Origin of the sequence: Westiellopsis prolifica IICB1 (genome assembly GCF_004323185.1) — a bacterium.
In the GTDB taxonomy this organism is placed as follows: Bacteria; Cyanobacteriota; Cyanobacteriia; order Cyanobacteriales; family Nostocaceae; genus Pelatocladus; species Pelatocladus prolificus_A.
Window position 1 is genome coordinate 2,073,634 of the sequence record NZ_NAPS01000002.1, and the last position, 15,158, is coordinate 2,088,791.

12 protein-coding genes are annotated in these 15,158 nt (G+C 40.3%); 7 read left to right on the forward strand and 5 right to left on the reverse strand.

All coding sequences use genetic code 11. From position 1 onward, the window contains the following. Positions 1-274 precede the first annotated feature (274 nt). Both glgP and fghA read right to left on the reverse strand, forming a co-directional pair. Positions 275-2,488, reverse strand: coding sequence for an alpha-glucan family phosphorylase (gene glgP / locus B4U84_RS23240; RefSeq protein ID WP_131120706.1), 2,214 nt, complete (start codon positions 2,486-2,488; stop codon positions 275-277). 922 nt (positions 2,489-3,410) lie between these two features. Continuing rightward, entirely contained in the window at positions 3,411-4,253 is an 843-nt protein-coding gene (fghA, locus tag B4U84_RS23245) for an S-formylglutathione hydrolase (RefSeq protein WP_131120707.1), read from the reverse strand. Between the two features lie 68 nt (positions 4,254-4,321). On the opposite strand from fghA, the gene B4U84_RS23250 reads away from it, so the two are divergent. From B4U84_RS23250 to B4U84_RS23260, 3 genes are all read left to right on the forward strand, one after another. Continuing rightward, positions 4,322-5,485 carry a hypothetical protein gene (locus tag B4U84_RS23250; protein WP_131120708.1) on the forward strand — a complete coding sequence of 388 codons (1,164 nt, stop codon included), beginning with the start codon at positions 4,322-4,324 and terminating at the stop codon, positions 5,483-5,485. Positions 5,486-5,729: 244 nt separating this feature from the next. Continuing rightward, positions 5,730-6,296 carry a type III secretion system chaperone family protein gene (locus B4U84_RS23255; protein ID WP_017311539.1) on the forward strand — a complete coding sequence of 189 codons (567 nt, stop codon included), beginning with the start codon at positions 5,730-5,732 and terminating at the stop codon, positions 6,294-6,296. A 67-nt stretch (positions 6,297-6,363) separates the two neighbouring features. Further along, positions 6,364-7,011, forward strand: coding sequence for a DUF3318 domain-containing protein (locus tag B4U84_RS23260; protein WP_017311540.1), 648 nt, complete (start codon positions 6,364-6,366; stop codon positions 7,009-7,011). Between the two features lie 123 nt (positions 7,012-7,134). Here the strand turns inward: B4U84_RS23260 and B4U84_RS23265 are convergent, their stop codons facing one another. After that, a complete protein-coding gene (locus B4U84_RS23265; RefSeq protein ID WP_131120709.1) occupies positions 7,135-8,664 on the reverse strand; it encodes an esterase-like activity of phytase family protein in 1,530 nt (509 codons plus the stop codon). A gap of 752 nt (positions 8,665-9,416) precedes the next feature. On the opposite strand from B4U84_RS23265, the gene B4U84_RS23270 reads away from it, so the two are divergent. From B4U84_RS23270 to B4U84_RS23280, 4 genes are all read left to right on the forward strand, one after another. After that, entirely contained in the window at positions 9,417-10,352 is a 936-nt protein-coding gene (locus B4U84_RS23270) for a UDP-glucuronic acid decarboxylase family protein (protein WP_131120710.1), read from the forward strand. A gap of 118 nt (positions 10,353-10,470) precedes the next feature. Then, positions 10,471-11,862: a UDP-glucose dehydrogenase family protein gene (locus tag B4U84_RS23275; RefSeq protein ID WP_131120711.1), complete on the forward strand. Its 1,392-nt coding sequence runs from the start codon at positions 10,471-10,473 to the stop codon at positions 11,860-11,862. Between the two features lie 289 nt (positions 11,863-12,151). After that, entirely contained in the window at positions 12,152-12,325 is a 174-nt protein-coding gene (locus tag B4U84_RS30810) for a hypothetical protein (RefSeq protein WP_165490336.1), read from the forward strand. After that, positions 12,288-13,055 (forward strand): armadillo-type fold-containing protein, encoded by a 768-nt coding sequence (locus B4U84_RS23280; RefSeq protein WP_131120712.1) that lies wholly within the window; start codon positions 12,288-12,290, stop codon positions 13,053-13,055. The genes B4U84_RS30810 and B4U84_RS23280 overlap by 38 nt, the downstream gene beginning before the upstream one ends. A gap of 54 nt (positions 13,056-13,109) precedes the next feature. Here the strand turns inward: B4U84_RS23280 and ftsE are convergent, their stop codons facing one another. Further along, entirely contained in the window at positions 13,110-13,859 is a 750-nt protein-coding gene (gene ftsE / locus B4U84_RS23285; RefSeq protein ID WP_131120713.1) for a cell division ATP-binding protein FtsE, read from the reverse strand. 224 nt (positions 13,860-14,083) lie between these two features. Beyond that, positions 14,084-14,842, reverse strand: a complete 759-nt coding sequence (locus tag B4U84_RS23290; RefSeq protein WP_017311546.1) for a WecB/TagA/CpsF family glycosyltransferase — start codon at positions 14,840-14,842, stop codon at positions 14,084-14,086. Between the last annotated feature and the right edge of the window lie 316 nt (positions 14,843-15,158).

The window sequence follows — 15,158 nt, forward strand, 5'->3', positions numbered from 1 at the left end:
AAAATGAACCACAAAGACACATAGACGCGGAGCGGCTACTTGCAGAAGTCGCTTACGCGCCTACCCGTAAGGGTAGACACGAAGATTTCTTGGTGANAAATGAACCACAAAGACACATAGACGCGGAGCGGCTACTTGCAGAAGTCGCTTACGCGCCTACCCGTAAGGGTAGACACGAAGATTTCTTGGTGATTTGGAGCCTTGGTGTTTCTTGATCCAATTCCTTGGATATAGGTTTTCTTTGTGTCTTGGAGTCTTGGTGGTTCATTAATTCTTAGACTAATACTTTGGCTAAAATCGGTGGTACTGTGACGGCAATTTCTGGGACGTATACTTGGGAAACGTAGTCAGCAATCATGCGATCAGTGTTAAATAGTGGTGCGTTGGTTTTAATGGAGGCTTTCATCATCTGTATCCAACCGTGGGGAATGGCGTTAGCATCTTGGTTGTAGTAGAGGGGAGTGATTTCTTCTTCTAATAATTTATACAGTGATTCTGAATCAATACGGTCTTGTAGTTCTTGATCACTGGTGTGGGCATCTTCGCCAATTGCCCAACCGTTAATGCCTTTACCGTTGGCGTCGGCTTGATAGCCTTCGCACCACCAGCCATCGAGGACGCTGCAATTTATACCACCATTGAAGCAGACTTTTTGTCCGCTTGTACCGGATGCTTCTAGGGGACGACGGGGGTTGTTTAACCAGACATCGACGCCTTGAACGAGTTTTTGGGCGGTGTAGATGTCGTAGTCTTCGATGAAAGCAACGCGGTTGGTGAGGGCTGGGTGTTTGCACCACTCCATCAAGCGTTGAATAATTCGCTTACCTTCTTCATCAGCGGGGTGTGCTTTGCCGGCGAAGATAATTTGTACGGGTCGGTCAGTGCTACCAAAAATTCTGAGGGCGCGTTCCATGTCACGCAGGAGTAAATGACCGCGTTTGTATGGTGAGAAACGTCTCGCAAATCCGATGGTGAGTGCTTTGGGATCTAGTAGGGTGTTGGTGGCTTGAATGTTTTGGTATTCTTCGCCTCGTCCTTCTCTAGCTTTTTTGACTTTATAGCGAGTGTGAGCGACAAGTCTTTCTTTGAGAATTTGATGTCGCCACCAGAGTTCTTCGTTGGGAATATCGTCTACTTTTTCCCACATTTTGGGATTAACTGCATGGGTTTTCCAATCTGTTCCCAAATATTGATTGTACAAATCTGCTATTAGGGGAGCAGTCCAGGTTGGTGCATGGACTCCGTTGGTAATGTAGCCGATGGGGACGTTATCTTCAGTGCGGTTGGGATACATGACTGTCCACATTTGGCGGGAAACTCGCCCGTGTAATTCGCTGACACCGTTGGAAGTACGAGACATCCGTAATGCTAAAACAGTCATACCAAAGGGTTCCCAAGGATCGCCTAGTCGCCGTGCGCCTAATGCTAAGAATTGTTCCCGTGAAAGGCGTAGTTGTGGCCAGTAGTGGGCGAAGAACGAGTCCATTAAATCTGGAGAGAAGACATCATGACCGGCGGGAACGGGTGTGTGGGTGGTGAAGACACAGCGTTTACGTACATCTGTTTCGACGTCATAGAAGGATTTGTTGGTACGTTCAATTTCTTGGCGCACAACTTCTAAGGTACAGAAAGCGGCGTGTCCTTCGTTGAGGTGATAGACGGATGGCTGGATTCCCAAAGCTGTTAAAGCACGGACGCCACCAATTCCTAAAACGACTTCTTGGGCGATGCGAGTTTCTTGATTACCGCCATAAAGGTGTCCAGTTAACCAACGATCAATGGGATCATTGTCTTCGCGATCGCTATCTAAAAGATAGAGGGTGACTCGCCCGACTCGCACTTGCCAAATTTGTACTTTCACCCAACGCTGGCGAATTTCTACTTCGATGGTGAGTGGTTGCCCTTGCTCGTTTTTAATTAGTTCTATGGGCATACGGTGGAAGGGATTATCTACATAGTAATCTTCCTGCCAGCCGCTACGGTTCAAGCGTTGTCGGAAGTAACCTTGACGATATAGCAAGCCAATAGCAACCATTGGTACACCCAAATCGGATGAAGATTTGAGGTGATCACCTGCGAGAATACCTAAACCGCCAGAGTAGACGGGTAAGGATTCATGAATGCCAAATTCGGCGCAAAAGTAAGCAATAGGATTTTCGATGGTAACTTGCGGTGCGACTCGGTTTACCCAAGTGTCTTTTTGGGTCATGTATTCGTCGAATTCTTTGGCGAGGGCAGAAATTTGCTTCAGGTAAGACGGGTTTTCTGCTAGCTGGGTGAGCCGTTCGTAGGTTGCTGATTCTAAGATTGCTACTGGATTATGTCCACAACGCTCCCATTCTTGGGGATCGATAGTTTCAAATAAAGCGATGCGATCGCTTGTCCAAGACCACCAATAGTTGTAGGCCAAATCTGCCAAGCGTCGCAGTGGTAAAGGCAATTTTTCACTCAAGCGAAACGCTGCGGTCATTGCAATGCTTTTAGTCATAATTATTGTTTGTTTAGTTTTGTAAGTTTACTTGTCAATCACGATAACTAAAGTGACTCTTTGCATCAATTATTGGGGGTCATTTCACCTTTTAACCTATCTCTTGCCTTACAGTTAGTTATCGACAAAAACCTTTATCTAAAGTCTCTGCTTTTTCGTTTTTACCTTAAATTAAATCATCCTGCTTTTTCTGCCAATTTGCATAGGTTTATACTTCAATTTTATTGACATTATTTTAACTTATTTTCGATATTTTTAAGTTTTATTTAATTATATTTTGCTTTGAAATCATGCAAAGTCAAGATTCCACTACATTACAACTAGGAAGTCTGACCAAAGAGATTCCTCAAAAACAAAATTTAATTAAAAAAGCAAAACAAATTAAGTTTATTGTGGATTTTAAAATTAAAACATAGTTCCGGGTAATTTCTGAAAAATTAGCATTATTACACGTAAAAAAATATATTTAGTGATTTTTAAGGTTGTATTTATAAGTCAAAATAAATTATCATTTAAGATTTTATTGTTCATCATTACTTTTTGTTACATTTCTGTTCCTTTACCATAAAAAGTAATCATTAAATTTGTATATGACCAAATCAATGAAAAGAATTTCCTCAGTAGTTTTACACTCACTAATCTTAAATAAAAGTTACAATTACATTACTAAAATAGATAAAATTACAGTTGACTAAGCAACAATTTAAAATATTCACATCACAAAAACCAGGAATTCCATACTGTTTGGTTCAGAATTTTTCGTCATAATTTTGGTCATGTAGAGACGTTGCAGTGCAACGTCTCTGGTAGGTTTAAATGTCAATCAATTTATCTGAACTAAGCAATATTGAATTGGATTTAATCTGCACAAGATTCAGGAAAGATGCAAAGTTCAGTAAATTATAGACTTTTGCCTGCTGCTCTATTGTAAAAGAGCGATCGCATGATGACGGATGTGATCTTCAATAAAAGAGGCTATAAAGTAATAGCCGTGATCGTAGCCTTCTTGATAACGCAAATTCAAAGGTTGATCTACTTCTGCACAAGCTTTGTCAAATGTATCCACAAGTAATCCTTCAGCTAAAAATTGATCAGCAGTACCTTGATCGATCAGAATCTGACTGTGGTATCCTACTTGCTTGACTAACTCGCTAGCATCATAACCACGCCAAGCTTCTAAATCATTACCAAGATACCGACTGAAAGTTTTTTGTCCCAAAGGAGAACGTATTGGTGCAGCAATAGGCGCGAAAGCTGACACAGATTTATATTGTTGGGGATTTCGTATAGCACAAACCAGCGCCCCATGTCCACCCATAGAATGACCAAAAATGCTTTGTCGTTCTGGTATAGCTGGGAAATTTTCGGTAATTACAGCAGGTAATTCATCAACTACATAACTATACATGCGGTAATGCGAAGCCCACGGTTCAACTGTAGCATCAACGTAAAAACCTGCACCCGTGCCAAAATCCCAGTCCTCATCCTCGCCAGGAATTCCAGTGTTGCGAGGGCTAGTATCTGGTACTACTAACATTAAGCCGTATTTTGCCGCAAAACGCTGCGCTCCCGCCTTCGCCATAAAATTTTCTTCTGTGCAAGTTAAACCAGAGAGGAAATAAAGAACAGGTACTGGTTCATTATTTGCTTGTGGTGGTTGGTAAACAGCAAAACGCATTTCACCATTACAACTAGTAGAGGGATGGCGATAAAAGCTGAGTTTACCACCAAAGCATTTTGATTCTGAAATGAGAACAACAGACATGTTTTATTGGTTAAATTAGCTAAACTAACGAGTGAAGGAGGCTGTTTAGATTTAGTTAAAAACATACTATGAACCAAGAACAACAGGATATATTTGACTCGAAATCTGTTCCAGATTCATCAATAACTGGACAAAAACCCCAGGAAACGAATGAAAAGGTTTCTTATATTCATAAAACTGATCGTATTCGAGCTTGGAGTGAATTTATTAAGTCTATAACCCCATATATTTGGGTAGCTGTAATTATTGTTGTCTTGATTCCGTTGTTAGGTAAATTTTTAATCGCAGGTTCATCACCACAAGATTATGTTATTGCTCAACCAACAAAAGAAAATATAGTGATTGTGGACAAAAAAGCTCCACCATCAGGAATAGAAGATGCGATCGCCACTGCAATTACAAATGCTCATGCTCAATCTCAGAGTTTCGCTTCTGCAAAATTAGATCAGTGGGTTGATGAATTAATGACTCGTGTTGATCAGAGCTTTCTAGATTGGTATTTTAATTACTTCAATCAAAAAAAGCTAGAATTTAGCACTCCTTTTGTGTGGTTAACTTCAGCCGTAGCCCACTGGACAAATGCTAATCATCCCTCGCCTACACAAGCAGTAGCTGAAAAATTGACTGAGAATTTCCAAACAGAATTTGCTAAACGTGTTCTTAGACCAAAAGTTGCTCAATTGGAATTAGAAAATATTACTAAAGAGACTATCGATTTTTATGTCGCCAAATTGAGTCAAAATATTGCTGATATCCAAAGTAGTTACAAGATTCCTCAAGGAGATTGGGAACGTTATCTTGGTGATATTGCTATTACTGTTAATGATACAGAAGGTAATATTTCTAATTTATCTTTAAAGATTTTAACTGGAGGTAGTGCTTATTTACTGACAAAAGCCATGATTCCCGTCGTTACAAAAGTCGGGAGTAAAGTAGTGACATCTTTTGCTGGGAAAGCTGGTGCAAAAATGGCTGCTAAAACTGGTGGTGCAGTTGCTGCGAAATTAGGTGCAGAATTACTCGATCCGATTGTAGGGGTTGGTATTATTATCTGGGATGTATGGGACTTTAACCATACAGTAGCAGTTGAAAAACCTATCTTACGAGATGCAATTAGTGATTATTTACAACAAGTCAAATTATCATTGCTAGATAATCCTGAAAATGGAATTATGTCAGCAATTAATCAAGTTGAAAATGGAATGTTTAAAAATGTTCGTAGTCGCGCATAAAGACTAATCTTAATTAAAGATAGAGAGACGCACCTGAGGCAAAGAAATTTTAATCGTAAGTGATTAGCCGGACTTAGTATCAGATGTAAATTCCAAATGATATATTCTCTTTATAGAGATTAACTGTAATTTAATTAACAGTTAAACATAATATAAAACGTAGCGTTTCCACGCTATACCTATGCTGCTAGCAGGTTACACTAGGTCTGATAACAGCGGTTTTACCGTTTACGATGAGGCTTTTATGGCTGTTGATCTGGTAGAGATTGCCAACTACTTAGATAACCTTGGTTGGGATTATCGTGTAGATGAAGAAGAAGAGCGTATTATCACAGGAGTAGAAAGTGATAATGTCGAGGACTTTTTAATTGTTGTGCAGTTAGATGAGGATGGGAAGTTTTTTCGGCTATTTGCGCCACAGGTGTTGGCAGGAGTGCAAGATCATCCCCATAAAGCAGCCATTCTCCAAACAATGCTAGCAATATCCTGGGAAACCAAAATGCTGCAATGGGAGTATGATCCTTCCGATGGTGAAATTCGTGCCATTATTGAGTTCCCCTTGGAAGATTCGATTCTTACAGAAAAACAATTTAACCGTTGTTTGAGTGGCTTAATTCAGCTTGTTGATAATGTCGCCATACCTCGTTTGCAAGGGGTGATGGAAACCGGTCATGATCCAGGTAATGTAGAATTGGGAGAAAGAATTTTATTAAGTATTCAACAAGAAGCACCAGGATTGCTAGACCTGTTAGAGAAAGCAATGGAAGCCCGTAAAAAGCGGGGGAGTTTTCCGAACGAATCAACCGAATGAGTAATGAAATAGCTATACTCCAAAGTGATACGCTCAATATACTGAAATTTTTCTAGGGTTGGATATTATGACATCTTATGCAACCTCCTCTGCTAAAGCAGAAATGAGTGAACTCCGGCGTCTTAAGGGTTTGCTACCACCAGAATTGCAAAGTTGGGTAACTGTTGAAGGTACAACAGAGGTAAATCCACCCCTAATTCGCTGCGAAGAAATTGGTAAAGACCAAGTAGAAATTCAAATTGACTTGGTGAAATGGGATACGCTGGCAATGGATCAGCGTAATCTACTATTCTGGCACGAAGTCGCGCGCATTCAAAATGATACCATTCCCAAAGATGGTTGGGAAATGGCTGCTTTGGCGATTGGTTTGGGTGGTGCTGTTGGCGAATTATGGGTACAGGATGCTTTATTGCTGATATTAGCCTTAGCACTATGCGGTGTTTCTGGCTGGCGACTTTATCAAAAAAACAATGGGGAAAAGCAACTTAGAGAATTTATTGAAGCTGATGAAAAAGCGATCGCTTTAGCAACTCGTTTTGGATACAGTCTTCCCAACGCTTATAAAAGTTTAGGTAGCGCTTTAAAAACCCTAATTGATATGACTCCTAGCAAGCGTCAACGTTCTAAATACGAAGGACGACTCTCAGCCCTCAAACGCAGTGCTAATAAAGTTAGGGCAAAATCCAAGACTACTGTGGATGAAGGGATATATTAAGGGAGACAAGGGAGACAAGGGAGACAAGGGAGAATCTTTATTTCAATCTTGATACTTCCTCACCTCTCTATCTCCCCATTAACCTTAACGAGTTAATCAAATTTTGCCAACCGTTACAAACCCCTATTCCAGGTGTCTTCGCTTCAACCAAACACCAGCTAACCCCAGTAAAACTAGACCAGCAGTTGTAGTTGATTTTGGTGGATTTTGCGCTTGATTGAAGTTACCCAATTCTGTAGTGTTTACCTTAAACGAGTAGAGGAAGCCAGGAACTAACCTTTGACCTTTGGGACAATAAGTGTCAATTGTGACTTTGCTAACGCTGCTACCGTCTTGATTGCTGCAAACATCGAATTGTACATCATCATCATTTTGGGTGACGCTATAGTCGTTATCAGTACCTATTAGCAAGGCATAAGAACCATTTCTGAGTTTAGGGCCAATTGTTAGACCTTCCATTTTTTCTGGTATCTTTGTCCAGTCACCAGGATTTTCAGGATTCAAAGTTTGTGCTACATCGAAAAACAGAGTTTTACTAACTGGATTTACACCTGTTGGTAAAGTGTTTGTGCCTGTGAGACTAGTATTACTGACGTCAGTTGCACCGACAAGGCTAATTTTGTAAACGCGCTTGCTTGCAACAGGATTGGGGGTGTCAGTGGGATCATCGGCTAAATCATTCAGCACGTCTACCCCGAACCCGCGATTATCTCTTTCCAAAACTAAAAATTCTTGTTGATTGAGAGCAGTTATAGCACTGATCCCGATATTTCGACCTTGGGCATTTTGTCCAAAATCATTGTCAGTACCAGGAATGCGATCGTTGATCTCTGTTAAACTTTCTAATTGATAAATATACTGAGCTGTACTCTGGCCAGTAGCAATATCAAATTCTACCAATCGCAGATTACGACTATAGCGTCCATCGTTCCTACCATTATTATCTACGCCTTCATTTACTAATGGGTCTTGGAGCATGGCAAATAATTTTTTGCCATCTGGGCTAATAGTTAATCCTTCAAAACCCCGATTATCTTGACGTCCATTTATGATTGTTGGACGACCATCGACATAGTTGAGAGTGCTTCCTGCTTTGGGAATAAGATTATCTGGGATCACGAATGATCTGATGAACTCACCCTTGGGACTAAATTCATAAACAGAGGGACCATATTCATCGGAAATGTAAAAATTCCCATTGGAAGCGACTGCAAACCCCTCTGGATCAAAACTCTGACCAAGAACTGCTTTATCACTGTTGAGTAATTGCGGGTTTAAGCCATTGAAGCTTTGACCATCTTTTTTGAAGACAATTGTCTCTAGAATTTTAAATTTTCTGATCTTCCCCGTGATTGGGTTAATATCAAGGGAAAATTTTTGTATCCGTGTTTCGTAGGGAATGACACCGCCACCAGGGCCGCGATCGCTCAAAGCATAGTAAACATTGTTTGTGCGATCGTAGTACAAATCTGAGAAAAATCCTAAGCGGTTTTTATTGGCACTATTACCATCGTAGGGATATAAGTCAGTGCTTCTACCGGGAATAGTTAAAGTATCGCTCAGGGAGATACCATAAGCAGATGTTGCATATCCAGTAACACTCAGAACGAGTGAGCAGGTGAGTACGGAAAACCAATGTCTGAATTGAACCATTACTAATATTCAAAATGTGACTATTTTTCAGCATTGGGCTACCGTATTAAGGCTAGGTTAACCGTCAGACTTAGTAGTGTTCTTTAACCAAAATTTTACAAACTTGATTTAATTCTTGGTTTTATCTTTATAAAGTTAACTAAGGTAAGGTGACTAAGAGCGATCGCTCGCATATGAATTCTTCTATGTATTTACATGTAGATTCGGGATAAATGTGCTATTTATTAAACTGTTATGTGATGCATAAAATAGTGAGTTTACTATTGTAAAAAATCTATCTTTCTTTGTCTATTAGTTTGAACTATTATTTTAGGGAAGTTGATGTATTTCTTGATCCTGTATAAAAATAATTCTTAATTTTCAAGTAATTAATAATACTTAAATAGGGTAGACGTTCCCGGCAGGGTAGGGCTTCAAGGCAAAGTAGCTTTTGTAGGAAAATATTTAGTTTTTGATTTGAAATCTACCTGCACAAATATCACGCCTCTACCCAGTAAACTAATTTAAAAACTTTATCTACTTGAAGATTTAATGAAATCTCACCGATTGTTCGGTATTCACAAAAGATGTTTGATAACTTTGCTTAAAGAATTGTTTAGTAATTAAATTAAGATAAATACTCACATACAAAAATTTGCTCAAAAAATATTTTTGTGAGTAAACAAGCTTGTGCTGTATTTGAATTCCCATTATGGGTATTCTAAGTACAAGCGCGATCGCGACTAAAAATCATCGTAAATACCTGGAAGACTATGAGAATTTTGGTGACGGGCGGTGCTGGGTTTATTGGCTCACATTTAATCGACCGACTAATAGCTGATGGACATGAAGTAATTTGCTTAGATAACCTCTATACAGGTCATAAACGCAACTTCCTCAAGTGGATGGATCATCCTTATTTTGAATTTATCCGTCATGACATCACCGAACCGATCCGCTTAGAAGTAGATCAAATTTACCATTTAGCTTGTCCAGCTTCCCCAGTACATTATCAGTACAACCCAGTCAAAACTGTAAAAACCAACGTCATGGGTACGTTAAACATGCTGGGGTTAGCAAAGCGTGTGAAAGCTCGCTTTTTATTGGCTTCCACAAGTGAAGTTTATGGTGATCCAGAAGTTCATCCCCAAAACGAAGAATACAGGGGTAGTGTGAATCCGATTGGACTGCGTTCATGCTATGACGAAGGCAAGCGTATTGCTGAAACTTTAGCATTTGATTATTACAGACAAAACAAAGTTGACATTAGAGTTGCTCGGATATTTAACACATATGGCCCCCGCATGTTAGAAAACGATGGTCGGGTAGTCAGTAATTTTGTAGTTCAAGCATTACGAGGTATTCCATTAACCGTATACGGTGAAGGGTCACAAACACGTAGTTTTTGTTACGTATCTGACCTAGTAGAAGGACTGATGCGACTCATGAATAATGACTATATTGGACCCATTAATTTAGGAAATCCTGACGAATACACAATCCTAGAACTGGCTCAGGCTGTACAAAATCTTATTAATCCCAATGCAGAAATTAAGTTTGAACCACTACCTGCTGATGACCCGCGCCGCCGTCGCCCCGATATTACCAGAGCAAAGACTTGGTTAAATTGGGAACCTACCGTTCCACTACAAGAAGGGTTAAAACTGACTATAGAAGATTTTCGCGAACGTATAAAAAATGGTCATTAGTGATTGGTTATTTGTCATTTGTCAAATGACCAATGACCAATGACTAATGACTAATGACAAATTTGCAGAAAACTTTTTTAAGAATTTAACCCCTAGCTAAAGTGAGGAATTAAGCAAAATGCGTGTTTGTGTTATTGGTACTGGTTACGTTGGTTTAGTCACAGGGGCTTGCTTGGCTCACATTGGTCATGATGTGATCTGTGTAGATAACAACGAAGAGAAAGTTAAGCTCATGAAGTCTGGGCAATCGCCTATTTTCGAGCCTGGACTCTCAGAAATAATGCAAAATGCCATTGTAAACGGCAAAATCCAGTTTACCAGCGATCTTGGTGCGGGAGTCAACCACGGAGAAATTTTGTTTATCGCTGTTGGAACACCCCCTCTACCAACTGGTGAAAGCGATACTCGTTATGTGGAAGCTGTTGCTCGTGGTATTGGGACTCACCTTGATGGTGGCTATAAAGTAATTGTCAATAAATCTACCGTCCCGATTGGCTCTGGTGACTGGGTACGGATGATAGTTTTAGATGGTATTGCTGAACGCCAAAAAACACTCGTACCTGCTGGTGGAGGGCGTGATAATGAACAATTAACAGAAATTACAGCCCAGTTTGATGTAGTCAGTAACCCAGAGTTTTTGCGGGAAGGTTCAGCAGTTTATGATACCTTTAACCCGGATCGCATTGTTTTAGGTAGCAATAGCTCTAAAGCGATCGCCATGATGGAAGAATTATATACTCCAATTGTAGAGCGTAAATATGCTGAAGATCAGTCTTTACCTCCAGTACCAGTGTTGGTAACAGACTTGAGTTCCGCAGAAATGATTAAATATGCTGCTAATGCCTTCTTAGCAACTAAGATTAGTTTTATTAACGAAGTAGCAAACATTTGCGATCGCGTTGGTGCTGATGTTACCCAAGTAGCCAAAGGAATCGGCTTAGACTCTCGAATCGGAAGCAAATTCTTGAATGCTGGTATTGGTTGGGGTGGTTCTTGCTTCCCCAAAGATGTCTCAGCTTTGATTCACACCGCCGATGATTATGGCTACGAAGCTCAACTACTCAAAGCCTCAGTCAGCGTCAACCAACGCCAGCGCTTGATTGCTGTTGAAAAACTCCAGCAAGCCCTGAAAATTCTCAAAGGAAAAACAGTCGGACTACTCGGTCTGACCTTTAAACCTGATACCGACGACATGCGCGACGCCCCAGCACTCAACTTGATTGAGCAGTTAAATCGATTGGGAGCCAAAGTCAAAGCATATGACCCCCTTGTTTCCCAATCTGGTTTACGTGATGGTCTTTCTGGTGTATTAGTAGAAACCGATCCACAAAGACTAGCCGATGGTTGCGATGCTTTAGTAATTGTTACTGAATGGCAGCAATTCAGAACTCTTGACTATGCTCAGATGGCAAAATTGATGAACCACCCCGTCATGATTGATGGTCGTAACTTCCTCGATCCTGAAATTATGCTCAGAGCTGGTTTCCAATATATTGGAATTGGTCGGTAAAAAAATTTAAAAGACACACAACAGCGAGTCTTTTTTTAAATATACCCACAGCTTGATGCTGTGGGATTTTTAACTTTTTCTGGTAATCAGCCGCAGACTATCCCAATAGCGTAGTGCTGATACCAATTTCCTTTAAAAGTACCAGACGTGCCATGGCACGTCTGGTACATTATTTATGTGTCAATACGGTTCAGTTAAGGATTTTTAGTACCGAAAATTGATCTGGCCAGACGCGAAATTTCGCGTCTGGTACAAAGGATTTTGGGCTTATCACCAAGCGTATTGATTTATGTGTATCGCGATTAACGTGAAATGGTATGAGAGTGATAAAATCTGTGCCAAGACCTCTACCGAAGTGATTTCAGGTATTCTGGTAGAGGTTATTGCTTATTTATTAACCTTTTACAATCAAGTAGGTAGATATCGTGGCACAGGCTTCGTCTTCTTGGCAGCAATTAATTGACCAGATCCTCGATTGGATGCTTCCAGAGTTCAAGTCAGGAGCTACAAAAAAGTTACCTCTAGAACGTTTCCGTGGTCCAGGAGGCGTTCTTGGGTTCCTGACTATAGTTGTGGCGATGCTATTGTGGAATTGGAAACTGCTGTTAGCTAGTAGTGCAGGTGTGGGGACAATGATGTTTGTTTATTCCATGCAAGCATGGCATTGGCAGTTACACTGGTCTGAGATTAAAAAGTTTTTAAATAGTCCGAACCGTCGGCTAGCTCTAGCTGTGATTAGTGGCGGTATAGCTTGCTTCAGCACTTACATGGCAACTGTAATTTGGTTAGAATCCAATAGCCATTGGCTGGCCGCAGGCGTAATTTTGCAAGGTTCAGCAACACTATTAACATTATTTTTATTGACATGGCAAATAGTTAGCATTTACGGAAATCAAGATGAAAATCAGTTAGATAATTTATTAAATAATCTCACCGAAAAAGATCCTCTCAAACGTTTAATCGCTATACGTTTGCTAACAAAATTAATCAATAAAAACCGAATTGATGCTTCCGAATTACAAAATATTGATCAATGTTTAAGACTCCTGCTTTGTCATGAGGAAGAAGCAGCAATTCGAGAAGCAGCTTTTAGCAGTTTGCAGGTCTTGGAGCGAATGCAAATGCTTTCATCAACTCCTGTAGCACTTAAAATACCTACCAAAACAAAGGTTAAAAGTCGGATTAGTTGTTAGTCAACCAATTTTAGATTTTAGATTTTGGATTTTGGATTTTGGATTTTGGATTAACTATTGACTAATTTGATGCAGTCTACCGTTACGGATTTGTACCACACGATGACTGCATCTGCGGACTAGTTGCTCATCATGAGTAGTAACAATTACTGTTGCTCCAAAGGAATTTAACTTTTGAAGAATCTGTATTATTTGCCAGGAGTTGTCAGGGTCAAGATTACCGGTTGGTTCATCAGCTAAAAGTATTGGTGGGGTTGCTATGATTGCTCTGGCAATACTCACCCGTTGTTGTTCTCCCCCAGACAATTGTCCAGGAAAACAGTCAGCTTTATTCAGCAAACCCACTAACTTTAACGTCGGTTCTAGACGTCGTTGAATTTCTTTACGGGTGTATCCTTGTGCTTGCAAGACAACAGCGACATTTTCTGATACAGTTCTTTGAGGGATGAGTTTGTAGTCTTGAAACACAATGCCAATACGGCGTCGAAATAACGATAAGCGATCGCCCCGTAACGAACCCACATCACACCCATCAACTATTACTTTTCCTTGTGTTGGTAACTCTTCGCCATACAGCAGTTTCAACAGTGTAGACTTACCAGAACCACTAGAGCCTGTAACAAATAAAAATTCACCCTGTTTTACTTCCAAATTCATATCTAACAGAGCATTATGACCGTTGAAATATGTTTTTGCAGTTGAGTGTAATTGCACCATCAGCTCAATATTAGGCTGTTGAGTATCACTGTCTTGAATATGAGTAAATTTGTCAGACCTCACTTTCTGTGATATCACTGTTGGCATTGCTATTTCTTCACACCCACAACTAAAAATGCATAAAATAATGATTCCCAAGTAATACCCAGGAATCTCATAATTAGTGGTTAATCATTGGGGATAGGGGATCAGGGATCGGGGATTGGGGACAAGAAAGATAAGGGAGACAAGGGAGACAAGAAAGACAAGGGAGAATTATTTAACAAGTCTTTTCCCAATCCCCGATCCCCAATCCCCGACCCCTAAAAAATTCACTGACTGATTGCTTCTCTGACGGTCAAACCATAAATCAAAGATTTCAGGGCAAATTTAGGTAAAGCCAACATTCGTCGCCAACGCCAAGGTTCTTTGTATAGTCGGTATAGCCACTCTAAATGATTGTTTCCCAACCAAGCAGGAGCGCGAGTCTTTGTCCCTGACCAAATGTCAAAACTTCCACCAACGCCGATCCAAATTGCTTGGGGACACAAATGGCGGTTTTGAGAAATCCACAACTCTTGACGTGGTACACCCAAACCAACAAAAATAACTTTTGGCTGGACTTGAGCAAGAGTTTGTCGTAATAGTTCTTCTTCTGCTGGGGAATGGAACCCAGAATGTGTTCCTGCTATTGTCAAACTCGGAATTTTCCCCTGCCAAAAATCTGCGGCTTTTGCAGCAACTCCTGGCGCGCCACCATAGAAAAATAGCTTTGCGTCCCTTTGTTTTTCTCCAATTTCTCGTAACAGTGTCTCTGCTAGCTCGATTCCAGGAATCCGTTGCACTTTTTGTCCGCGTAGCCACCGCAAAAATAGAACTACTCCTGCTCCATCTGGTATGACTAGTTCAGCGGTTTTAATGACCTCAGCTAGAGATTTGTTTTGTTCAGCCTGCATGGTCATTTCAGCATTGAGCGTAATTACATGCGCTCCCATACCTTGTTGCAAGCTTTTTAGCAACCAGCTTGGATAATCTGTCATGATATGAACTGGTAGCCCCAACACCGAAAACACTTTAGGCGGTTTAAACATAGCCTAGTCTTGAGTAGCCTCACACCAATGTCCATCGAACGATAGTTTAACAAATTTTTGTAAATAGAGATTTACAAAAAAATGCGTATTTTAGAATACAACTTTTGACTCAATAAACTTTAGATATATTCTGTCTGCGAATAGATTTCAAGCTAAGTTAAGTGATCTCATGGTCTAAGTTTAGATTGTGTTATCAAATACAAAGTAATTTCAAAGACAGTGCCATGAAATTTCAAAGCACAAGATGAGATTTAAAACCATTAAGCAATCAGTCAATCACGGGAAAATCCCTCTATGTAGTATGAAAATATGACTC

Excerpts from the sequence above, each read along its gene's own strand:
- glgP (WP_131120706.1), bottom strand. The coding sequence starts at position 2,488 with ATGACTAAAAGCATTGCAATGACCGCAGCGTTTCGCTTGAGTGAAAAA.
- fghA (WP_131120707.1), bottom strand. The coding sequence starts at position 4,253 with ATGTCTGTTGTTCTCATTTCAGAATCAAAATGCTTTGGTGGTAAACTC.
- B4U84_RS23250 (WP_131120708.1), top strand. The coding sequence starts at position 4,322 with ATGAACCAAGAACAACAGGATATATTTGACTCGAAATCTGTTCCAGAT.
- B4U84_RS23255 (WP_017311539.1), top strand. The coding sequence starts at position 5,730 with ATGGCTGTTGATCTGGTAGAGATTGCCAACTACTTAGATAACCTTGGT.
- B4U84_RS23260 (WP_017311540.1), top strand. The coding sequence starts at position 6,364 with ATGACATCTTATGCAACCTCCTCTGCTAAAGCAGAAATGAGTGAACTC.
- B4U84_RS23265 (WP_131120709.1), bottom strand. The coding sequence starts at position 8,664 with ATGGTTCAATTCAGACATTGGTTTTCCGTACTCACCTGCTCACTCGTT.
- B4U84_RS23270 (WP_131120710.1), top strand. The coding sequence starts at position 9,417 with ATGAGAATTTTGGTGACGGGCGGTGCTGGGTTTATTGGCTCACATTTA.
- B4U84_RS23275 (WP_131120711.1), top strand. The coding sequence starts at position 10,471 with ATGCGTGTTTGTGTTATTGGTACTGGTTACGTTGGTTTAGTCACAGGG.
- B4U84_RS30810 (WP_165490336.1), top strand. The coding sequence starts at position 12,152 with ATGTGTATCGCGATTAACGTGAAATGGTATGAGAGTGATAAAATCTGT.
- ftsE (WP_131120713.1), bottom strand. The coding sequence starts at position 13,859 with ATGCCAACAGTGATATCACAGAAAGTGAGGTCTGACAAATTTACTCAT.
- B4U84_RS23290 (WP_017311546.1), bottom strand. The coding sequence starts at position 14,842 with ATGTTTAAACCGCCTAAAGTGTTTTCGGTGTTGGGGCTACCAGTTCAT.